This window comes from Puia sp. (assembly GCF_036500295.1).
Classification (GTDB): domain Bacteria; phylum Bacteroidota; class Bacteroidia; order Chitinophagales; family Chitinophagaceae; genus Puia.
In genome coordinates this window covers 28,488-50,331 of sequence record NZ_DASYCH010000005.1, presented here as the reverse complement: position 1 = coordinate 50,331, position 21,844 = coordinate 28,488, and the positions used below count along the sequence as shown (strand labels likewise).

The following is a 21,844-nucleotide window of genomic DNA, read 5'->3' as shown; positions in this document are numbered from 1 at the left end:
GCCCTCAGGATGGGCCTGGACTTATCGCAGTCCACCCCCCATCGATCACCAGCGTCTGACCCGTGATGTGCCGGGCCTCGGGCGAAACAAGGAACGTCACGGCCTGCGCGATATCCTCCGGCCGTGCCGGCCGCCCCATCGGGGTCAACTCCGACCAGGTCTTCTCATAGCCCGCATCCTCCGCCGTCCGTTCCGTCATCGTCGCACCCGGCGCCACCGCATTCACCGTGATCCGATACGGCGACAACTCGATCACCAATCCCCGCGCCAGCATCTCCAACGCCGCCTTCGTCATTCCATATGCCACCAAACCCTTATGCGCCTGATGACCGGTAACCGACGACATAAACAAAATGCTCCCACCATCCCCCTGCGCCCGCATCTGCGCCGCCGCCGCCTGTGCCAGAAAAAAGCTCCCCGCCAGGTTCAGCTGCATCACCTGCTCCAGCATCTCCGGCCGGTAAGAAAGAAAATCCCCGAATACCGTCAACCCCGCATTCGCGACCGCGATATCCAGCCGGCCAAAGACCCGCACCGCCTCATCCACCATCCGCCGGATAACGGCCACATCACTCGCATCCCCCGCAAACGCAACACATCGCTGACTCGCCCCATCCCCAAACTCCCCATTCAACCTCTCCGCCGCCTTTCGCGCAAGCGCCTCATCCCGGTCGTTCAGCAGCACACGCACCCCGCCCTTCACAAACTGTCTAACGATTTCAAAACCGATTCCCTGACCGACTCCCGTAACAATAGCAACTTTACCATTCATACCTCGTGATCAAAATAGATTTTATAAAAATGTTTCCCCATCGCCTCATCATATCCCTTCTCGATCAACTCCCTGTCCCCATGCACATAGATATGGAAGTTCTTGTCCAGCTTGATAACGCTCTTGAACACCCGCGCCTGTCGCTTCACCGCCTGCGTCGAGATCTCGAAGGAATCGGTCGGCTCTACATAGTTTCTAAAAGATTGGATCAGCCCGTCGTGATGCAACACCTCCGTCTCGAATTCCTCCCGGTCGAAATTCCCATGCGTCTTGAAATAATCCATACTCCGGTTGAGAATATCGATCTGCTCCGTCTTCGACACTTCAAACTCATCCGGCATTTGTTTGGTCACGAAGTTCTTCGTCTGCGTCAGAAAGTCCTGCGTCTGCACGAACTCGTTCATCCGGATCATCACCCCAAGGAACTTATCCTTCCAGTATAACGCTTCCTCGCCCTTGCCGTTCGAGTCGAAGATCAGCAGTTCAAAGCCCTGCTCCTCTTCGCGGTGCAGGATCAGACATCCCTTGTCCACCTTCGACAGTTCCACCCCTTCTTTCAACTGCAGGTCCAGGTCATCCGCTCCCGGAACCATATCGGCAAACAACACCTTCGTCTCGGCCTTGAAGATACCCACGGCATCCAGCACCGTCTCCCCATCTTCGATCCCCCTGAAAAAGCCGGTATACAATTCCCCCGGCTTTATCTTCGGATGCTCGGCCACCGTGAAAAGATGCGAGGCGATCCGCACCGACTGCTCGTAAATTGCCCCCTGGTCCCTGAACACCTCCCGGACAAAATTATACACCTCATTGTATTCAAGCGACGCGCTGTGATGAAATGTATAACGTTCATGGCAATGGGCAAACCGGGAAAGCAGGGCCTCCGTCAAACGGGCCTTCAGATCCCCATCCAGTCCCTGCTCCTCCTTCGAAAGCAACAAAGCCCCTCCATTCTGCTTATTCCCTGTATAATGTACGGTCAATCTGTCGATTATAGCGTCTGTAAAGATCATTGTAAAAGCCGTAAAGATAGGTTTTGGCATCCCGTTCCAACAGGCGAAAAATCAAAAAACGGAAAAAATGTGCATAACTATTTTAACCCACTAAGAAAGACAAATTTGTTAATTATCACGTGATTACAAACAAAATATTTCTAAAATGCCAGGTGCGGTCAAAATTATCCCTGTCACTATACAATAAAACAGGGTAAATCTTCCTTTTTATAGTAGTATAAATCCGATAACCCCTACGAAAGATCATCAAGCTAAAACCCAATTATATGAAACCCAAACCTTACACAACATTTTTACCGCTCCGGCTCGTTGCCCGAAAGTGACAGGCACATAGTGTCTCCCCTCATGCCGTCACCGCAACGACTTCTGTAGGTGTCTTATCACCGTTTTCCCGATTTACAAAGTTGGTTGCGTGTCCGCATGGGACCGTAAAAAATGTGTGGGGTATAACCTCCGTGTTCTATGACCCTGAAATTGAAAAATAACGATGCATTGGCGCATAGCCCTGGTAGCAATACCCGGCCGCGTTTCATCGCTATGCTGCTGATGAGCTTTGGGCTTCTCTTAAACTTCTGGCTGCCTGCGAAGGCCGCACCCGGCGAGAGCCCCAAAAAGTTTCTGAATTTCGCCGTTACCCAAATAAAGCAGAATTCCGTCGCCGCAACAGGCATCGAAGATATCATTTCCGTTACCGTCACTCCCTGGGTCGCGGGTCAACCGGAGATGACCATTACCTTTAAGGTCGATGGACTTTCCCAGGACATCGTGACGGTGAATGGAGTTGCCACCTTTCACTTTGCCGATGATAATGTAGGCGTCTATAACGTGGATATAAAGACCGCCGGCTCGCTTGTCGCCAACACCACGATGACCTTCATCACGGCTCCCGGTCCCCCGAATATCGTCCAGAGTTTTATCAATTGGGTCGTACAAACGAATCCTGCGGATGGAACCAGCCAGGACGTAGTCCAGGTTGTTCTCAAGGACAAGGATGGCAACGCTGTTAACTCCAATACGCCGGTATACTTTTTTATTTCCAGCGGCACGGCCAACATGACCTTCGGCAATCCCGATAACAATCCGGCAGACGCGCCGGCAAACGCATTTACGGCGGGTAACCAGTCCCTGGCCTATTTCACGAGCACGACCGTAGGCTCGGTCGTTGTAAAGGCCATGGTAAAAGACCAAAGCGGGGCCTGGATAACCCTTTTGGATCCCTCCGGAGCAAACGACTTTACAACCGTCCTGTTTACAGACCTTCCACCGAGCGACGCGAACAGCTATATAAAAGGCATCGTCAAAACGACCGCAGCCGATGGGGTAGGCCAGGATGAGGTTGACGCAACCGTCAAGAACAGTCTGGGTAATAACGTACCCGACGGCACCGTCGTCACCTTCACCATCACCAGCGGCACGGCGACCATAACCACGACGGGAACCACCGTCAACGGTGTGGCCAAAGCTTATTTCACCAGTACAGTTGTCGGCGACGTTACCGTAAAAGCGACAGTCGATATCAGCGGCACTCCCGACGACCTGAAGGACGTTGATGCCCCCGCCAACAGATTTACCACGATCCACTTCACCGATCCACCACCGGCTGACGCCAACAGCTACATACAGGGCATCGTTAAGACCACAGCAGCCGACGGCACCAGTAAGGACGAAGTAGACGCCCTCGTCAGGAATAGCCTGGGCAATAACGTCCCCGACGGCACGGTCGTCACCTTTACCATCACCAGCGGAACGGCGACGATCACCACGACCGGAACCACCGTCAACGGCGTGGCCAAAGCCTACTTCACCAGCACGATAGTCGGTGACGTTACCGTAACAGGATCAGTAGATATCAGCGGAGTGCCGAATGTCCTCAGGGATGTCGACGCCCCCGCAAACCGATATACAACCATCCACTTCACCCAACCTCCGCCTTCGGCCAGCGCAAGCCATATCGTAGGCATCACCACTACGACCACAGCCGACGGCACCAGCCAGAATGAAGTGGATGCAATGGTCTATACCGCCGGCGGTGCACCGGTCACCAGCGGAACGGTAACCTTTACCATAAAGACAGGTACGGCAACGATCATCACCACCGGTACCATCGTCAACGGCGTAGCCATAGCCTATTTCACCAGTTCCACAGTCGGTACAGCCGATGTACAGGCGACCGTGGATATCAACGGCACCCCTTCGGCGCCCCTTACTGACCTTAACAACCCGGCCAATAATTTCGTCACCATCAACTTCGTCCAGGGTCCTCCCGTTTCCGGTGGTCCTGGCACAGGTGGCCCCGGTACCGGTGGCCCAGGCACGGGCGGTCCGGGTACGGGTGGTCCTGGGACTGGCGGTCCCGGCACGGGTGGTCCGGGAACAGGTGGCCCGGGTACAGGCGGCCCCGGCAGCGGCGGAACGGGTACCGGTAGCAATAACGGGATCACCAATCTCTTTATCCGGCAGCCCTTCGACTATCAGCTGGCCGACGGCGTTAAGCAGGATAGCCTCATCGCCTATATCACCGATGCCGGCGGGCATCCGCTGGAAGGCATTAAAGTGACCTTCCTGGTCCATACGACTCCCGAACAGGGCACCATCACCACCGGCAACAAGTTCGTCGGCGATTCAACCGACCAGCTTACTGTCGGCGGCTACGCCCGTATCGCGGTCACCAGCGCTGACACGGGTAGATTATATGTGGAAGCGTACTACATCGATCCCGCGACAAACGCGCAGGTATCCATTTACGTCACCGATAACGGCGACGTCCATAACTACGAGACCGTACACTTCGTAACCGCACCGGATGTCACCAACCCGCTGACCTCCCTGACGACCATCATCTTCGAAGCCCTCGCAGATGGCACCCAGCAAACCGAGGTGAGAGCCCATATCGTCGATCTCAACGGCCAGGCCATGCCTGATCAGCCGGTCTATTTCAGCATCGACTCCGGAACGGCAACCATCGTCTCGCCACAACCCGCCTACACCGACGCCAATGGCGACGCCTATATCTATATCACCAGCAAAACCCCCGGTGACGTGCTCATCACCGCAGTCGTGGATGACAAAAAGATCATCTTCGGCAGCCCGGCAAGAGTACGCTTCGCCCCGATCAATATCTACGTTCCGCGCGTGTTCACACCGAACAACGACGGGACCAACGACATCCTCAAACCGATCCTCGTAGGGATCTCCCAATTCCACTATTTCAACATCTACAACCGTTGGGGTAACCTGATCTTCACCACTCAGGATCCCAACCAGGGCTGGGATGGCACCTTCAAAGGCGTGCCCCAGCCGGTAGAGACGTATCTGTGGATAGGAGAGGGCATCGATGTCAATGGCAAGAAGATCGTTCAAAGGGGAATGGTTTCATTGGTAAGATGATAACATGAAAAAATTTAATCCAATAATATCCAGATCATGAGGCAAACGTTAACAATATTGATCCTTCTCGCATTCACCGGCTTCGCCAGTGGACAGGAGATCAATTTCTCGAGGGTCCAGGATATGACCATCTGGTATAATCAATCGCTGAAAACCGAAAAACAAAATACCCTCAACCTCAACTATCGCAGCGTTCAATACGGCGGCCAGATTGCTTACAACAGCGTAGCGGCCCTCTTCTCCATGCCTTTACTGTCAAAAGAAGGAAAGAATAAACCCAACTCCGGCTACTTCAGCTTCAGCGCCGGCGCGGCTTCCGATAAGACAAACGACGGTATCCTGAACAATTCCCTCGGAATGCTCGGTATTTCCTATGCTATCCCCATCGGCCGCCACGAGACTTATCTCGCAGCAGGCTTCCAGGCAGAATACTACCAAAGCCAATTGAACGTGGCCGGCATCAGCGGCGCCTTCGGCGACCAGTTCGACTCCTACGGCCCGATCGAAGGAGCGCCCAGCGCCGACCGCCTCGCAAACGGCTGGTCCTATGGTCATTTTAATATCAACGCCGGCGTGTCCGTCTTCAGCAACGGCCGCAACGATAAATGGTATGTCGGTGGTTCCATCATGCAGGCGAACCAACCCTATGCCTATAAGATCAAATCCGATTCCACCCGCCTCAAACCCGTCATCGGCATACAGGGCGGCTATAAATTCACGACAAAGGAAGAGGACGAAGTGGGCTTTTACATGTCGATGAACTGGGAAGGACCAGCCTATCGCCACTACTACAACCTCATCTACACAAAGGCTATCCCCGGTGTCGCCGGCGGCGCCGCTGTCGGCCTCGGCCTCGGCTACCGCTACAACGACGCCCTCGTCCCGAACCTTGAACTGCGTTATCAGAAATTAACACTTGGAGTTTTATACGACGTAAATATATCCACCATCAGCGCATCCGGTATCGACCGGAACGGCATCGAGCTGGCGCTGAAAATGGACTTTTAAAAAAAATATCCCATGAAGAAGGTAATGATTGGTTTGATTGGTTGCTCCCTCCTGGGCCTGCTAACGGCCAGGCCAATGTGGGCTCATCCTGCAGGCGCCCGGTACACCACCGGCTACCAGCCTGTCACGGACACAACCGGACAAACACCGGGGCACACGATAATCACAAGGGATACCCTTGCCCCGACAACCCTTGACACCTCGTACCGGTACCGCTCCACGGACACCGGCGTAAAGATCAACGATACCGTCATCTCGCTCGCCGATGACGCCCCGGTAAGCCCGGCCGTGAAAAAAGATTCGGCCACGGATCCGGCAAAGACCGATCCGGCAAAGACCGATCCGGCAAAGGCTGACGCCGCAAAAGCCGACTCGGTAAAGCCCGACGCAACAGCAACCGACGCAACAAAGGCCGCCGAAGTGAAAACTGACCCGAAACCCGCCGACGTCTCCCTGGCCGACTCATCGGCAAATACAAAACCCGACGCCGCCCAGGCTACCCAGCCAAAGGAACCCGCCGATACCACGTCCGAAGACCGCGCCGAACAACAAAAGCGCGAACTCGACCGCCGCTGGTTCATCGCCCCATTGACGAAATTTCAATTCCAGGACTTCGCCCTGCTGGAAAAGAACCGTAAGGGGTATCTCAGCGATGCCAACAACCTGCCGTTCTTCCAGCGTGGCAACGCCTCCTTCGCCGCCTCGGCCTATAAGAATCTCACCAATCGCCTGTCCGTCAGCGCCGACATCGGTCTCAGCTTCGGCCATGCGACAAGCAACGACGTTCTCATCAGCCAGACAAAATCAAAGACCTATAACCTGCTGAACGCAGCACTGTACTATCATCTAATCAGCCCTGCCTATCGCCTCCAGCCCTATGTCACCGTAGGATTCAACGATATCATCAACGATAAATCGTATCCCACCGTGCCCCTGGGCGTCGGCGCCAAGTTCAACTCCCGCAAGATCATGGTCCTCGGCGAAGTGTCCTATGGCCAAAGCATCTCAAAGAACGTTGCCAGCACAACCATGTACTCCCTCGGCATCTATATCCCGATCAAAAGCAAGAAACAAAAACAACTGGATCAGGACGAAAATTCGAAATATGACAAGAAAGACGACAAGAAAAAGGATACCGCCAATAAGAACGGCAACGGCAATGTGACCAATAACATTTATATCACGATCAACATGGACTCCGTCCTGAAGGCAAAAGGCCTCCTCGACGACAACGGCAACCCTTTCACCGCCGGCGATGGCAGAAGAGGCAGAGACGGAGCCGACGGAGCCGATGGGGACGACGCCGCCAGCGCCCATAACCGCCGCAAAAAGCCCTTCCGCGCCATGGGCCTCGATGATTTCAACGAAGACGATTATCGCATCGACTCCCTCGATGGCAAACCGGTCATCCGTTTCGTGGTCTACTTCGAATTCAATGACTATGGCCTCAACTCAAAAGCCTTCGGCAGCATCGACAAGGTCATCCGCCACCTCAAGAGCAGTTCCGAATTCTCTGTGGAAATAAAAGGGTATACCGACTCCGTAGGGACCAATCAGTATAACAACGTGCTCTCCCGGAAAAGAGCCAAGATGATACTCGATTACATGAATAGCCGCGGTGTCCCCGCCGATCTTATGAAGGCAAAAGCCTACGGTAGCGATGACCCGGTCGCCGACAACAGCGACCCCAACCAGGCCTGGCTCAACCGCCGCGCCGAGATCATCGTTCACAAAAAAGAACTGGCCGCTCAATAGCGTAATCCCCCCACAAGGTTTTATAAAAAATATAACACAATAATTTCCCAACCCGGGAGTTATTGTGTTATATATTCTATATATTCGTTAAGGACCCTAAAAAATCCATCCTTCCATGTTAAATCTGTACACAAACGCACTCTGGACTCAGCTACCCTCCAACATCAAGATCCGGCTCGTCGACGAATCCGGTAATCGCCTCGATCCCTTTCAGATCAATGAAGTTGACTATCTTTCCCGATTTATCAATAAATGCGTGGTTAATAAGGTATTACAACGGATGCTGGCCTCCAATCACTCCGGCGTCATCGAAGTCTATAACGACAAGGTTCTCGTAAAAGACAACTAACTTCCCGTTATCTTCCCGATCTCTCTTGCAAAGCCTGCCCCGACAGGTAGCTCCCGGCCCGCCACCCAAACCGAGTCGCGTTCCACCCGTTCTACCTTCCCGCTCGCTACAATATAACTTCTGTGTATCCGCACAAATGCCGGCGGAGGCAGCAAGGCCTCCGCTTCCGTCATGGTCAGCCGCGAAAGGATCTTCTCCTCCCGCAGCACAAACTGCATATAATTTCCCGTACTCTGCAGATACAGGATATCCTCCAGCCGCACCCGCACCTGTCCGTAACCACTTTTTATAAACAGCTGACCCGGCGCCGCCGGCCCCCCATTCTTCCGTTTCAACTCGAACAGCTCGAACGCCTTATTACAGGCCTTTAAGAACCTGCTCTGGCTAAACGGCTTCAACAGGTAATCTATCGCGTCCAGCTCAAAACTCTGCACCGCATGCTCGCTGTACGCCGTCGTAAAGATCACCATCGGCGGATGCGGGATACTCCGCAGAAACTCGATCCCCGAAATATCCGGCATTTTGATATCTAGAAAAAGCAGATCGATCTTCTCCTGCTGCAACCGCTTCATGGCCTCATACGCATCCGTATACACCCCCACCAGGTCCAGAAAACCCACTTTCCCCGCCAGCGCCTTCACGACATCCAGCGCAATCGGCTCATCATCGATGGCAATAGCTTTCAGCATACCCCAATTTATGGTTCTATCATCAACTGTACAAAAAATTCCCGCTCGTCCTGGTTGACAAAGAAGGCATGTCGTGCCGGATACAACAGGTTCAGCCGGTGCAGCACATTCTTCAGGCCAACCCCCGACTTATCCTTTTCAGGGTCATTCACCCCCCTCACATGAACACTGTTCCGGATCTCGAACAGCATCTTCTTTCCCTCCGCATTCAACCGGATATTCACCCACGAAGGCTCCCGCAGCGAGATCCCATGTTTAAAGGCATTCTCCACAAAAGGGATCAGCAACATCGGTGCGATCATCGCATCCGGCAGCACCTCATCGATCGCCGTCTCGATGCGGATCAGGGGCGACGAATCCGTCCGCAGCCGCTGCAACGCAATATAATTTTTCAGGTATTCAACTTCTTTGCCCATAGGTATTTTGTCTTGATGATTATCGTGTAACATAAACCGCATCATGTCCCCCAATTGCTGGATACCTCCCGCCGTCTTCGCAGCCTCCTCCTGCAGCGCCGTCCCATAAAGCGTATTCAACGCATTGAAGAGAAAATGGGGGTTGATCTGACTCCGCAGGAATTGCAGGTCAGCCTCCGACTTCCCAAGCGCCTGCTGCAATCCCCGCAGCTCCATGATCTTGTCCTTTCTGCGCTGGAAGATGATCCACGACAATGGCGTGATGACAAACAGCTGTCCCATCCAGATCGACAGGATCGCCGGCGGCAGCATGTGGGCCGTCGGCATGATCAATATAGGCGCCGGGAAGCTCCAGGCAAGCGTCGTCCAGAACAGACGGCGCAATACCATCCACCGGAAGAACCGCCCTTCACCCACCAGCGGGAACACCCAATAGACATTGGTGAAACCCGCCAGCACCAGCGCGGGGATCACCCCAAAAAACGTAAAGTAAAAGCCCGGATCGTAATCGATCACATCGAAGAAAAAAAGCACGCAGCCGATGATAAGCCACACCGTGGTATAGGTGGTCAGCTGGTTGAGCAACGAGATGCGAAAGGCATTCCGCCGGGCGTCGGTCGTCAGCCGCCGGATACTCCACTCCCGGACAAACCCATACGCAATATACATCAGTACCAGTCCGGCCGATCTCGTCCATCCCAATCCCAGCACCCGGTTGGCCGTGCTCGTCCAGTCCCAGCCGATATAGTCGAACTGCCGCTGATAATAGATCACCACGCCCCATATCGCGCCCAGCAACACCGTCAGCACGATGGCATTGATCATCCCCCAAAGAAAACGCTTCAGCGTTTCACCCGCAGTCCCGCTGACCTCGATCCGCGCCCGTAACGTAAAAGCCACCCGGAAGGACCCCGGTTCCGCAGCATCCACCTGCACGAGGCGTGGCAGGATATAAAGGTTCATCCACACATACGCCAGGTAAAAGGCGATCAGCAGCCCCGTCTCCGGTAGCAGGTAATTGATAAAGAAGTCGAAGTATAGATGATGTTCGGTGAAGTTCGAACCCCACTGCTGTCGCTGCTCGACCCCGGTATATTCGAAGATCTTCCACCAGGCCCCGGCGACGCCCAGCAGACAATACACCGTCACCAGGATCACTTCATGTTCCCGCCATTTGATCGGATTATGCTTTTTCAACTCCATCTTGTTTTTTCAACAAGATTAAAGCAAAACCCCACCGCCTCCGGTCAAATGTGATAAGATCCCCGGAAAATGTGATGGAAATGGGGGCCGCTGCTGCGGCCCCCATGGCCGGCCCAAACCGGGCCTCAATGATCTATCCGTTTTCGCTCTGTGTCTCCCTTCGCGAACTCCGTCTTCTCTATTTGTCTCCCTTCGCAGATTCCGCCTTCGCCGCTTCCCCCTTCGTGGCATCGCCCTTCGCAGCATCCCCCTTCGCCTCCAGCTTCGCCATATTCTTCTTCAGGATAACGATGTACCGCATGGCATCCGCATTCCCCGGATCCAACACCAGCAGCCGCCCGAAATAGTCGATCGACCCCGCATAATCCTTTTCCGTATTGGCCTTATAAGCCGCGATATACCCGTAGGCCTCGATCAGATGCTTGCGGTTCGTCTTGTTGGTCGAATCCTTACTGTCTATCTCGATCAATTTCAGGTAATGAGGGATAGCCATTCCCGTGGACATCGCCGTGTCCATCGCCGCATCACAGCGCGCCCGCCAGTAATACCCGAAATCCTGATCGGGATACTTCGTCTCATAAAGCCCGAACACACTGTCGGCATTCGGATACTCCTTGGCCATATAATGCGCCAGCCCCCAGTTGAACAGGTCCAGATTCGTCGACTTGCTGTTGCCCGTATAATATTTACTCAGCCACAGAGCCTGGTTGGAATAGTCCTTTTGCTCTTTATACAGGGCCGCCAGTTTCTTCGCATATTCGATCCGCTGGGCGCTGTCCTTTTCCATCCCCCCGGCCTTTACAAGATAGGCCACCGCGCTGTCCGGCTGCCCCAGCGAAGCATAGATCTCACCCATCGTGCTATAGTCCTTCACCACAAATCCGGTATCGTGCTGCTCCCGGAAATATTGTTTCATATAGTCAAGCGCCTTCAGACTGTCATGCTGCTCCTTATACGAATAAGCAATCAGCTTGTACAATCTCGGCTCCGTCACCTTCCCCTGCTGCGCGATCAGCTGCTGCGCCCGGTCGATCGCCGCGGAATATTTCCGCGATGCATATAAGAGGTCGGTCACGAGGTAGTCATTTTCGATGCTCGCATCACTGGCGGCAATATAGTGGTCAAGACATTCCATCGCCTTGTTGACATCCCGGAAATAATAGTGATAGTATAACTCATACCAGGCGGGACCATAAAGCGAATCCGCAGCCACCGCATCGTTGAAGTATTTGAGGTACGAATCCGGGTTGTTCTGCGTGACAAAGATCGTCCCAAGCCGGTACATGGCCTCCGCATCCTTGCTGTCCTGCGCCAGCGCATCCTGGTAGGCCTTATAGGAATTGGTGCCGTCCATCATCCGGCGATAGATATTCCCAAGCCCGATATAAATATCCCCGTTCCGCTTTTCCCGCTTGATCGCCTTGTTCAGCAGATCGATGGCAAATGCATAGTTCGCATCCGTCGAATCGGCCCTTTCCTCGGCCCTCGCCACCGCCAGCAGGACCGGCACATCCTTCTCCCTGGTCATCTGAAGCGCCCGGTTGAAATACACCATGGCGCTGTCCTTCCGGTGTTCCTCCAGGAAAAGCTGCCCATACGCGCAGAGGCCCAGTGGCTGCTGAGCCGCCGCGGCCGGCATCCGGCCCAGGGTATCCCGCAACGCCGGGATCCTCTTTTGATGAACATAAACCTGTGTCAACAGCAGCCACGCCTCCGAATTGGCCGCATCGGTCTGCAACACGGAATGAATTTGATGGGCGGCCCCGTCATAGCGCTCGTAATGCAACAATTTCCTGGCCTCCGCCAATGACTGGGCCTTGGAGCCACCCATCATGAAAAAGATAACGAAAACAAAAAGCAATTTTTTCATAAGCCTTAATTTTGTAGTTCTGACTTGTATGGTTGTATATCAAGTACTTGTATCTTCGAGTCCTTCCCCAGCAGATCGCTGATATGCCGGTAACCCGCAATCCCCGAAACCCCGCTCTCCGTCTCCGGATTCACCACGATCATATCGGCCATGATCAGCTCGGCGCAATTCAACGCCGCCTTCGCCGTGCTCTGCCGGCCCGTAGCCGAATATTCTATCGGATGGTGAAGATGCTCCCGCATCTGATGATACGCTTTCAGGAACACCTGCGGCAACGCCCAGTCCTTATGCTCCTGCCGGTCCTGGATGGCCAGCAGATGCACCTGGGCCCGGTACCGCTTGGCCAGCATCACCGCCCACTCCAGCTTCCGCTCCGGCAGAAAATTCCGGATCGGTATCAGAATAACCCGGGTCTTACAATCCGCCGATCCGGGCTTCACCGTCAACACCGGATAGTTACTCTTCTTGGCAATGATATCCGGCGAGATCCCCCGAAACCCGAACCACTTTTTGGGTGGCTTGCTCTTGCCGATAACAATAAGGTCCGGCCGCAGTAACTCCGCGCACTCGATGATCGCCCGCTGTACGGACCGCCCCCGGAGAAGATGTCTTCTCACCCTGATCATCGGATAGGTCGCCGCGATCATGCTTTCCAACCGCTGAAATTTTTCATCCACCTCACTCCCCGCCCGCAATACATGAAGGAGGTGAAACTCCGCCCCCTCCTTTCCCGCCAGCTCGGCCGCCTTTTTCACGGCGATATCCGTGTTCTGCGAAAAATCCACCGGGATAAGGAGCGTATTGAAAGCAATGGCCATTTTCTATCTTTCACCCAAAATATTCCCCAAACATTAACATACCCTTAGATTGGGATTAGAATTGCATTAGAGTCGCCGCTTTGCTCCGGCCAAATACGTAATTTCGCGGGGAGCGGGCTAATTTCCGTCAAAGCCTGCAACGAAAACCCAATGGAAGAAAGAAGAATACTCATCGTCGAAGACGAACGGAAGATCGCCGACACCCTTAAGATGGGACTGTCTGAAAACGGTTTCGAAGTGGATGTCGCCTATGACGGAAAAATAGGATACCAGCTGCTGCAGTCCCGCAACTTCGACCTCATCATCCTCGATATCAACCTGCCGGGGATGAACGGATACGAACTCTGTAAATCTATCCGTAACCGCGACAGAAATCGGCTCGTCATCATGCTCACCTCCATGAGCTCCCTCGACGACAAGATCGAAGGCTATGACGCCGGCGCCGACGACTACCTCGTCAAACCCTTCGAATTCCGCGAACTGCTCCTCAAGATCCGCGCGCTCCTCAAACGCACGCCCGGCCAGGCGGAACCCGTCGGCCACTACCTCAGGGCCGCCGATCTCGAAATGAATCTCGATAACAAAGAGGTCCACCGCGGCGGCAAACGCATAAAGCTTACCGCCAAGGAATTCCAGCTGCTGGAATATCTCATGCGCAACAAGAACCGCGTCGTATCCCGCGCCGACCTGGCCATCAACGTCTGGGATGTCGACTTCAACACCAATACGAATGTCATCGACGTATATATTAGTTACGTCCGCAACAAAGTCGACAGGGACTTCGACCACAAGCTCATCCAGACCCATGTCGGCATGGGCTATATCCTAAAAACCCAACCCAATTGAAATGGCGGTGCGTACCCGTATAACGCTCCTGTTTACCCTCCTCGTGGTAGCCATCCTCACACTCGTATGCACCTCGGTCTATTATTTCTCCTATACCAATCGCATAAAGGACATCCAGACCCGCCTCGCCAACCGCGCCATCACCACCGGCCGGCTCCTCAGCCAGCGCAACGTCTTCGACGAAGCCCTCATCCGCAAGATCGACGCCTCCACCTCAATGACCATGAAGGACAAGGTCATCGAAGCCTACGACACAAACGGGAAACTCATCTATTGGTATACCGACGACCCCGCCGATACGCTGCACATCGGAACGGCCACGCTCGACAAAGCCCGCAAAAGCAGCGGCGCCTATACTTTTACCCAGCAACCCAAAGATGCCGTCGCGATCAATTTTAAAGAAGGCAATACGGCCTTTATCATCATCGCCGCAGCATATGATGAAGCCGGCAACGAAAAACTCCGCCATCTCCGCCTCGTGCTTTCCCTCAGCTTCATCGGCGGTATCCTCATCTCCGTCATCGGCGGCTATCTCTTCTCGATCAGCCTCCTCCACCCGATCAAGCGGATTGCCGACGAGGTCAACGACATCTCCGCGCGAAACCTCGCCCGGCGCATCCGGTCGGCGACCGCCGACTCAAAGGATGAATGGTACTATCTCTCCGAAACCCTCAACCAGCTGCTCAACCGCCTCCAGGAAAGCTTCGAGATCCAGGGGCGTTTCATCGCCAACGCCTCCCACGAACTGTCCACACCCCTGACCTCGATCTCGAGCCAGCTGGAGGTAGCCCTCCAACGGGTCCGCACCATAGAAGAATACCGTAAGGTGATCCAATCGGTGTACCAGGACACCCGCCAGTTGAGCAAACTGACCCAGACCCTGCTCGAATTCGCCCGGGCCTCCGGGACGGCCGGCGGTCTCGAGATCGATCTCCTCCGGGTCGACGAGATCCTCCTGCGGCTGCCCGCCGAGATCGGCAAGACAAATCCCCTCTATAAAGTTACCCTCGACTTCGATCAGCTGCCCGAAGCCGAGGAAGACCTTCTCGTATTCGGTAACGAAGACCTGCTCTTCACCGCCATCCGCAACATCGTCGCCAACGCCTGCAAATACTCCGACGACCACCACGCCATCGTCCGCCTTACCGTATACGCCAAGGAGATCCTCATCGCCGTCGAGGACAAAGGGCGGGGGATAGGGGAGGAGGAATGGGAGAATATCTTCCAGCCCTTCTATCGCAGCGATGACGGCCTGGCCATCCCCGGCTTCGGTCTCGGCCTCTCCCTGGCCCGCCGGATCCTCCTGCTTCACAAAGGCTTTGTCGCCGTCCGCTCGGTCATCGGCGAAGGCTCCATTTTTACGATCACCCTCCCCTCGGCGGCAAAACTCTAATCAAATTCTAATTTGGCTTTAAGCTCGCGTTAATCCTTTTGTACAACCTTGTCGGGTAAATCAATCAAACGGTAATTATGCATATCAAGCACCTGGCACTGGTGGGTGTCACCCCCCTTTTGCTCTTTTCCTGCGTCAGTACCAAAAAATTCAAAGGCCTACAGTCGAAATACGATAGCCTGAACAACGCCTACAGCGCGTTGCAAAACGACCTGAAGAATTGCAACAGCAAGACAGCCACCCTCACCCACGAAAAATCCGATTGCGACGCCCGGACCGCCGCATTGCAGAAACAGATCGATTTTCTAAAACAGAACAATACCCAGGCCCTCAAACAGCTTGAGGACATGTCCGTCATCAGCAGCTCCCAGGCCCAAAGCATCCAAAAGTCACTGGATAACCTCGGGGCAAAAGATGCCTATATCCAGAGCCTCCAGGCCGCCATGGCGCATAAGGACTCGCTCAACATGGCCCTCGTCAATAACCTGAAAGGCGCCATCGGCAACCTCAACGATCAGGACATCAATATAAAGGTGGATAAAGGGGTCATCTACGTCGACATCTCCGACAAACTGCTCTTCGCCAGCGGTAAGTACAATGTGACATCCCGCGCCCAGGAAGTGCTGGGTAAGGTGGCCCAGGTGCTGAAGGCTCAGCCCGATATCGAATTCATGGTCGAAGGCCATACAGACAATGTGCCGTTCCGTCGGGGCGACTTACTGGATAACTGGGACCTTAGCGTAAAACGCGCCACAGCCGTCATCCGCATCCTTCAAAATAAGTATGGACTCCAGCCCGCTCATATGGCTGCCGCCGGCCGCAGCGAATATGTTCCCGTCGCCTCGAACGACACCCCGGACGGCCGGGCCCTCAACCGTCGCACCCGCATCGTGATCCTGCCGCAACTGGACCAGTTCTTCAAATTGCTCGAGCATAAATAATGTTCAGGTTGTCTGTCATCAGTTGGTTTTAGCCTTTCCGTGCTCTAACAGCCCCGCGCCTGCGGGGCTTTTTTTATTCGCTACGCAAAGATTTTACCGGATTCGCCAGCGCCGCCCGCACCGCCTGCAGACTCACCGTCACCATCGCGATCAATAAGGCCACCGCACCCGCCAGCGCAAGCATCCACCAACCAATCGGCGTCCGGTAGGCAAACGCCTCCAGCCAACTGCTGCTCGGCGCTAAAGGCCGCCAGCCCGAAAAGCCCAAGACTCGAGATAAGGATCGCCATCAGCGTAAAGGAATCAATGATCTTCGACAGCGTGATCTCCGTCGCCGAGATCTGGTTGGTGAAATTCCCCTTGATCACCTTTATCGCCTGGAAGGCCGAAAGATAAAAGGCTGGATAGCTGCCTGCCGATCGGCTCCAGGTGCAACTCCTTTTTCATCCCCAGTTCCTTCAGCTGCTTCTGCCCGTATTTATCGAGGAAGGCCGGCAATTTCTTCTCCATGTCGCCCACCTTCGTGTTCGGCCGCAGCTTCACCTAAGAAATAACGAAATTACTACCCGCCCACGAATTGTTATGATTGATATAGTCGCCATAGCCGCCGCTGTTCATCGCCATAAAGAAATCCGCGTGGATATGCGATTTGCCGAGACTCTCATCGATAACCCCACCCACCGTAAAATCATGCTTCCCGAATGCATTGTCCATCTGGATCACCTTGCCTACCGGGTTCTCCGTGCCAAAAAGCTTGTCGGCAACAGGTTTCATCAACACGACCGAATACGGCGCCGCCAATGCGGTCCCCGCATCTCCGCAAAGCGTCCCCGCCGCCAGCCAGAATCAACCGGCAGTCCTCTATTCCAACCCTCCGCCCGTTCGAATTTGATACAAGCGCCGTCCGGTCCCAGCCCATCCCCGCGACTAATTCACCAGGTACATCCGCGTCGCCGAATTGATATAATCATTCGGATCAAACGCCGCATCGAAGGTGTCGTTCAACGCATTCAGCTTCACCTCCAGCGCCTGCACCCTCAACCCGATCTCCGGGTCATTCCGGTATTTAAAGATAAGCTCGTTATACTTCGACAGGATCCCGCGGATATCAAAGGTCAGATCGCCAAACCGCAGCTTCAGCGACTGCACGTCCATCAGCTCATAATAGATCGGCTGCTTCCAGCTCTTGGCATCCGCCGTCTTGCGGGTCATCACCAGCGCCGAAGCATCCTTGCGCAAATCGGTCAGAAACTGATATCGTTTCTCCGCATCCGTCTCCCGGCCGAACCGGCCCGCATAATCACCTTTCGGCACCCGCAAAAGCGCCAGATTTTGATTGAGGATGGTATCATAATGGATCTGCAGCTTCTCCAACTCCTTTTGCACGATATCCCACTGCTGTTCGACCAGGTCCTTGTCATAGTTGAACTGGCTTAGCTTCGCCGTCAGCAACAGCATCTTCTGACTCTGTTCCCGCAACTCCTTCTTCTTGCTGCCAAGACTGGTGATATAGGAGTTGATCCCGAGAAACAACGCCTGCGACACCGGCCCCGCGATCGGCGTCGCACTGCTGATGTTCCCCGTTATTTGCACAAAATCACTCAGCACCGCCAGCGCCGCCTCATGATCCTTCTCCTTCTGGATATACTCGTTGAATTTCTTATACCATTCCTGGTAGCCGGGATAGGTCATCGGGTTGGCCGTCTCGTTTAACGTCGTGAAAAAGCTTTTGGATGCGTTGAAAAGCACCAGCGGCTTTATCTCCTTATCCATCGACACCAGGTTGATGATGGCGGACTGGTAATTGGCCTGGTATACGTACAGCTCGTTCTCCTCGATGGCCTGCTGTTTCTTCTCGAGGGACTGCACCCGCAGCAGCAGCTTATCGGCCTTGTCCCGCGCATCCCGCGAAGCGGCGATCTCCTGGTCGAGGCTATCTACCTTATGGTCGAGCTTGGAGAGCGTTTGATCGATGTCTTTTGTCTTCTTGTCCAGGCTTTCCTGGATATCGCCAAGCACCTTATTGCGGATATTCTTGTCCGTGGTAAGAGTAGTGTCCGGTGTCGCTGGAACGGAGGCCTGCCCAAGAGCCGTCTGTAAAAGGAACAACCCCGGCAGGATAAAAAGGAATTTTTTCACGCGATTTGAATTTTTCGGTACCCAAATTAATAGGGAATACCCGAAAATCCGTGTTAGAAAGCGATTAGAATCGTAGATCTACGATAAAAATCGAGGGTCTTTGCGCTTTTTTAACAACTTATTCTGATCTACTTTTGACCTATCCAATACTTATGAAGTCCGAATAACAAGATCCAGAAAAACCAACACATCCAATTTCTCTTGAAAAGCCCTCGACTAATCATTGAGGGTTTTTTCGTTATATGGCATCCGACAATGAAGTAAACGTAAAGTCCTTCACCCGCATCGGCGGTATCAGCGCAGAAGCCCCGCTCTCCCCACTCACCGTCCTCACCGCCTTCCCCATCGCATCCAGATTATTCAGCATAATAATAGGACTCTCATTAAACCGGAAATTCTTCACCGGGTACTTGATCTCCCCATTCTCGACATAAAACGTCCCATCCCTCGTCAACCCCGTCAAAAGCAACGTCTGCGGATCGACCGACCGGATATACCACAACCTCGTCACCAGGACGCCTCTCTCCGTCCCCTTGATCAGTTCCTCGAGGGACGCATTCCCACCCGTCATGATAAACCCATCAGGGTTAGGCACCGGCTTCACCCCTTTCTTCTGCGCCCAGTACCGCGAATACACCAGGTTCTTCACAACCCCTTTCTCGATCCACGAGACCTTCTCCTGCGGAAGTCCTTCCCTGTTATAGTTACCCGTCGGCAACTGCTCATTCCAGGGGTCTGAATAGATATTCACCTGCTCGTCGACCAGTTTCTCACCCAATCTCGTCTTCCCGCCCGGCAGGCTTAAAAAATTGCGTCCCTCATCCGCGCCCCGCGCGTCAAGGCCGCCATACAAATTCTCCAGCAACACGATCCCCGCGGCGGGCTCCAGGATCACGGTGTACTTCCCCGGCTCCAGCGCCTTGGCTCCGCCGCTTCGCGCCGCCTTCCACGCCGCCGCCTTCGAGGCCGCCGCCACATCCAGATCGGCGATATTATTGTACCCCGCCGACGCATACCCGCTGCCGGTGCCGTCATCGGTTCGCATCGTCACGGAGAAGTCGACATTGGTCCCCGTGCCGTAGGCGAAAAGTCCTCGTGAATTCATCAGCGCCGAGCAGCTGGCCGAATTTTCCAGGTATCCCGCTGCCGTTACCCTGGCATCCCGCGCAATGGCAAGACTCTGCTCGACCAGGTTGGCCCGCAATTGCGTGGAAATAGCTGCCGTCTCGGGACTGAAGGTCTTCGATGCAGCCGCATAGGTCTGCGGTCCCAGCAGTGGCATATGCTCCGGGTTCTCGGGCGCCAGCTGCGCGATAGCCTCGGCCCGCCGCACGGCCTTTTCCAACGAGGCATCGTCATATTCATTGATCGTAGTGATCCCCTGTTTCTTTCCGAATGTGGATACAATCTGCACCTGTGTACTGCTGTTGGCGCCGCTGGTGGACACCGAATTACGGGCATACCGGATATTCCCGCCATCCCCGCTGCCGACGGCTACCTGGCATTCGTCCGCCTTTGAAAAATGCAGGACCTTGCTCAGTAAGGTCTTCGCTTCGTCTTGTGTTAGTAAGGGCATATTAGATCTTTCTTGCTGTATTAATGACATTGACCCCATTGAACCGGGCCGTGGCCGCCCCGTGTGACACGGCGCTCACCTGCTCCGGTTGTCCCTTTCCGTCAAAGAACGAACCCCCGAGCCGGTAATCCCGTTCGTCGCATATCGCCGTACAGGAATTCCAAAACTCCTGCGTATTTGCCTGGTAGGCGACATCCTTCAGCATCCCCGCGATCTTCCCGTCCCTGATCTCATAGAAAAGCTGTCCGCTGAACTGGAAATTATACCGTTGCTGATCGATGCTATAGCTGCCGTCGCCGACGATATAGATACCCTTCTCCACCTTGCTGATCATCTCCGCCGGCGTAAGCTGCCCCTTGCCCGGTCGCAGCGAGATATTCGCCATCCGCTGGAACTGAACATCGCGCCAGCTTTGCGAATAACAACAGCCCTGCGATTCCTTTAATCCGATGATATGCGCCTGGTCCCGGATAGCCTGGTAATTGACAAGCACCCCATTCTTGATAACGTCCCACTCTTTTGTACCTACCCCTTCATCATCATACCCCACCGCTCCGAGCGAGCCCTTTTGTGTCTTGTCCGCCACAATATTCACCAGGCTGCTCCCATAGTTGAATTTCTTCGATTCCCATTTATCCAGCGTCAGAAAACTCGTCCCGGCAAAATTTGCCTCATAGCCCAGTACCCGGTCCAGTTCCGTGGGATGGCCGCAGGACTCGTGTATCGTCAGCCAGAGATTGGTGGGGTCGAGGACCAGGTCGTACTTCCCGGCCTCGATGGTCTTTGCGCTATGCTTTGCCGCCGCCTGCTCCGCCGCCAGCCGCGCATCCTCAAGCATATCATAACGGTCACGATAAAGCATCGTGATCCCGCTGATCTTCTCCTTCGCCGAGGGGATCAGGTATTCATATCCCATCCCCCGTGGGGCGCTAAGCGCATCCCGCGTCTCGAACTTCCCGGTCTTATCATTCGTCTTGGTGACCGTGAAGGTCGGCCAGATCCGATGGATATCCTGGTCGATATACGAACCGTCGGTGGAAGCAAAATATTTCTGCTCGTTGACGAGAAAAAGCGAAGAGTCCACAAAGCTCGCCCCGCTCTTCATCGCCGCCGCATTCACCGCAAGCAGCAGCTCGGCCTTCTCTTTGATCGGGATCTCGAACCCGTTCTTTTCGATCGGGGTCTTCCAGGTGACTTCGCCATAACCGTTCTGCGGCGCCAGCTGCACCGGCTCCTTCAGCAATCGGGCATTCTCCCGGGCGATGGATACCGCCAGCTCCGCCGCCTGCGCGATCCCGTCCTTATCCATTTTGTCGGTGGCCGCAAAACCCCAGCTCCCGCCGGCGATCACGCGGATGCCGATCCCGTAGGATTCGGTATCCACCGTATTTAAAACCTTATCTTCGCGGGTAATGATAAACTGGTTGCGATAACGCCCGATCCGCACGTCGGCATAGCTCGCACCCTTGGACCGGGCCGCATTCAGCGCGATATCCGCCAATTGTTTTTTCAGGGCGGTGTCTACGGTCTCCAACGGCTTTCCGGGCGATACGGGAGACCCCAGGGCCGGTATGCCGCTCAGCAACGCACCGCCGATACCCATTCCTGACAAATAGAGAAAGTCTTTTCTTTTCACATTTTGGTTTTATATTCTAATATAGAATTTTAT

Annotated in this window: 19 protein-coding genes; 7 read left to right on the top strand and 12 right to left on the bottom strand. The window is 54.4% G+C overall.

Annotated elements, in window-relative coordinates; all coding sequences use genetic code 11:
- Positions 1–4: 4 nt before the first annotated feature.
- Positions 5–772, bottom strand: a complete 768-nt coding sequence (locus tag VGM48_RS02785; protein WP_331576189.1) for an SDR family oxidoreductase — start codon at positions 770–772, stop codon at positions 5–7.
- Positions 769–1,755: a nucleoid-associated protein gene (locus tag VGM48_RS02780; protein WP_331576188.1), complete on the bottom strand. Its 987-nt coding sequence runs from the start codon at positions 1,753–1,755 to the stop codon at positions 769–771. The genes VGM48_RS02785 and VGM48_RS02780 overlap by 4 nt, the downstream gene beginning before the upstream one ends.
- Positions 1,756–2,247: 492 nt before the next feature.
- Here VGM48_RS02780 and VGM48_RS02775 point away from each other — a divergent pair, with 492 nt between their 5' ends.
- The 4 genes from VGM48_RS02775 (at position 2,248) to VGM48_RS02760 (ending at position 8,284) form a co-directional block, all read left to right on the top strand.
- Entirely contained in the window at positions 2,248–5,172 is a 2,925-nt protein-coding gene (locus VGM48_RS02775; protein WP_331576187.1) for an Ig-like domain-containing protein, read from the top strand.
- A gap of 36 nt (positions 5,173–5,208) precedes the next feature.
- Positions 5,209–6,180, top strand: a complete 972-nt coding sequence (locus VGM48_RS02770; RefSeq protein ID WP_331576186.1) for a type IX secretion system membrane protein PorP/SprF — start codon at positions 5,209–5,211, stop codon at positions 6,178–6,180.
- A gap of 12 nt (positions 6,181–6,192) precedes the next feature.
- Positions 6,193–7,935, top strand: coding sequence for an OmpA family protein (locus VGM48_RS02765; RefSeq protein ID WP_331576185.1), 1,743 nt, complete (start codon positions 6,193–6,195; stop codon positions 7,933–7,935).
- A 115-nt stretch (positions 7,936–8,050) separates the two neighbouring features.
- Positions 8,051–8,284 (top strand): hypothetical protein, encoded by a 234-nt coding sequence (locus VGM48_RS02760; RefSeq protein WP_331576184.1) that lies wholly within the window; start codon positions 8,051–8,053, stop codon positions 8,282–8,284.
- Here the strand turns inward: VGM48_RS02760 and VGM48_RS02755 are convergent.
- The 4 genes from VGM48_RS02755 to VGM48_RS02740 all read right to left on the bottom strand — a co-directional run bounded on the left by VGM48_RS02755 (position 8,281) and on the right by VGM48_RS02740 (position 13,280).
- The gene (locus VGM48_RS02755; RefSeq protein ID WP_331576183.1) at positions 8,281–8,973 is read right to left on the bottom strand and encodes a LytTR family DNA-binding domain-containing protein; all 693 of its coding nucleotides are present in this window, start codon (positions 8,971–8,973) and stop codon (positions 8,281–8,283) included. The two genes, VGM48_RS02760 and VGM48_RS02755, sit on opposite strands and share 4 nt — an antisense overlap.
- An 8-nt stretch (positions 8,974–8,981) precedes the next feature.
- Entirely contained in the window at positions 8,982–10,586 is a 1,605-nt protein-coding gene (locus tag VGM48_RS02750; protein WP_331576182.1) for a sensor histidine kinase, read from the bottom strand.
- Positions 10,587–10,770: 184 nt separating this feature from the next.
- Positions 10,771–12,462 (bottom strand): hypothetical protein, encoded by a 1,692-nt coding sequence (locus tag VGM48_RS02745; protein WP_331576181.1) that lies wholly within the window; start codon positions 12,460–12,462, stop codon positions 10,771–10,773.
- Positions 12,463–12,467: 5 nt separating this feature from the next.
- The gene (locus VGM48_RS02740; protein WP_331576180.1) at positions 12,468–13,280 is read right to left on the bottom strand and encodes a universal stress protein; all 813 of its coding nucleotides are present in this window, start codon (positions 13,278–13,280) and stop codon (positions 12,468–12,470) included.
- 150 nt (positions 13,281–13,430) lie between these two features.
- Here VGM48_RS02740 and VGM48_RS02735 point away from each other — a divergent pair, with 150 nt between their 5' ends.
- The 3 genes from VGM48_RS02735 (at position 13,431) to VGM48_RS02725 (ending at position 16,460) form a co-directional block, all read left to right on the top strand.
- The gene (locus VGM48_RS02735) at positions 13,431–14,126 is read left to right on the top strand and encodes a response regulator transcription factor (protein ID WP_331576179.1); all 696 of its coding nucleotides are present in this window, start codon (positions 13,431–13,433) and stop codon (positions 14,124–14,126) included.
- A 1-nt stretch (position 14,127) separates the two neighbouring features.
- Positions 14,128–15,519 (top strand): HAMP domain-containing sensor histidine kinase, encoded by a 1,392-nt coding sequence (locus VGM48_RS02730; RefSeq protein ID WP_331576178.1) that lies wholly within the window; start codon positions 14,128–14,130, stop codon positions 15,517–15,519.
- A 77-nt stretch (positions 15,520–15,596) separates the two neighbouring features.
- A complete protein-coding gene (locus VGM48_RS02725) occupies positions 15,597–16,460 on the top strand; it encodes an OmpA/MotB family protein (RefSeq protein WP_331576177.1) in 864 nt (287 codons plus the stop codon).
- Between the two features lie 73 nt (positions 16,461–16,533).
- On the opposite strand, the gene VGM48_RS02720 is transcribed toward VGM48_RS02725, so the two are convergent.
- From VGM48_RS02720 to VGM48_RS02695, 6 genes are all read right to left on the bottom strand, one after another.
- On the bottom strand, positions 16,534–16,728 hold the full coding sequence (locus VGM48_RS02720; RefSeq protein ID WP_331576176.1) for a hypothetical protein: 195 nt from the start codon (positions 16,726–16,728) through the stop codon (positions 16,534–16,536).
- Between the two features lie 35 nt (positions 16,729–16,763).
- Positions 16,764–17,003, bottom strand: a complete 240-nt coding sequence (locus VGM48_RS02715) for a hypothetical protein (protein WP_331576175.1) — start codon at positions 17,001–17,003, stop codon at positions 16,764–16,766.
- Positions 17,004–17,261: an ABC transporter permease gene (locus tag VGM48_RS02710; RefSeq protein WP_331576174.1), complete on the bottom strand. Its 258-nt coding sequence runs from the start codon at positions 17,259–17,261 to the stop codon at positions 17,004–17,006.
- 126 nt (positions 17,262–17,387) lie between these two features.
- A complete protein-coding gene (locus tag VGM48_RS02705; protein ID WP_331576173.1) occupies positions 17,388–18,599 on the bottom strand; it encodes a hypothetical protein in 1,212 nt (403 codons plus the stop codon).
- 238 nt (positions 18,600–18,837) lie between these two features.
- The gene (locus tag VGM48_RS02700) at positions 18,838–20,175 is read right to left on the bottom strand and encodes a TldD/PmbA family protein (RefSeq protein ID WP_331576172.1); all 1,338 of its coding nucleotides are present in this window, start codon (positions 20,173–20,175) and stop codon (positions 18,838–18,840) included.
- Position 20,176: 1 nt separating this feature from the next.
- A complete protein-coding gene (locus VGM48_RS02695; protein ID WP_331576171.1) occupies positions 20,177–21,811 on the bottom strand; it encodes a TldD/PmbA family protein in 1,635 nt (544 codons plus the stop codon).
- Between the last annotated feature and the right edge of the window lie 33 nt (positions 21,812–21,844).

What these genes read in the sequence shown, in the direction of transcription:
- VGM48_RS02745 (WP_331576181.1), bottom strand. Translation starts at nt 12,462, where the DNA reads ATGAAAAAATTGCTTTTTGTTTTCGTTATCTTTTTCATGATGGGTGGC.
- VGM48_RS02775 (WP_331576187.1), top strand. Translation starts at nt 2,248, where the DNA reads ATGACCCTGAAATTGAAAAATAACGATGCATTGGCGCATAGCCCTGGT.
- VGM48_RS02740 (WP_331576180.1), bottom strand. Translation starts at nt 13,280, where the DNA reads ATGGCCATTGCTTTCAATACGCTCCTTATCCCGGTGGATTTTTCGCAG.
- VGM48_RS02785 (WP_331576189.1), bottom strand. Translation starts at nt 772, where the DNA reads ATGAATGGTAAAGTTGCTATTGTTACGGGAGTCGGTCAGGGAATCGGT.
- VGM48_RS02760 (WP_331576184.1), top strand. Translation starts at nt 8,051, where the DNA reads ATGTTAAATCTGTACACAAACGCACTCTGGACTCAGCTACCCTCCAAC.
- VGM48_RS02755 (WP_331576183.1), bottom strand. Translation starts at nt 8,973, where the DNA reads ATGCTGAAAGCTATTGCCATCGATGATGAGCCGATTGCGCTGGATGTC.
- VGM48_RS02765 (WP_331576185.1), top strand. Translation starts at nt 6,193, where the DNA reads ATGAAGAAGGTAATGATTGGTTTGATTGGTTGCTCCCTCCTGGGCCTG.
- VGM48_RS02700 (WP_331576172.1), bottom strand. Translation starts at nt 20,175, where the DNA reads ATGCCCTTACTAACACAAGACGAAGCGAAGACCTTACTGAGCAAGGTC.
- VGM48_RS02730 (WP_331576178.1), top strand. Translation starts at nt 14,128, where the DNA reads ATGGCGGTGCGTACCCGTATAACGCTCCTGTTTACCCTCCTCGTGGTA.
- VGM48_RS02770 (WP_331576186.1), top strand. Translation starts at nt 5,209, where the DNA reads ATGAGGCAAACGTTAACAATATTGATCCTTCTCGCATTCACCGGCTTC.
- VGM48_RS02725 (WP_331576177.1), top strand. Translation starts at nt 15,597, where the DNA reads ATGCATATCAAGCACCTGGCACTGGTGGGTGTCACCCCCCTTTTGCTC.
- VGM48_RS02735 (WP_331576179.1), top strand. Translation starts at nt 13,431, where the DNA reads ATGGAAGAAAGAAGAATACTCATCGTCGAAGACGAACGGAAGATCGCC.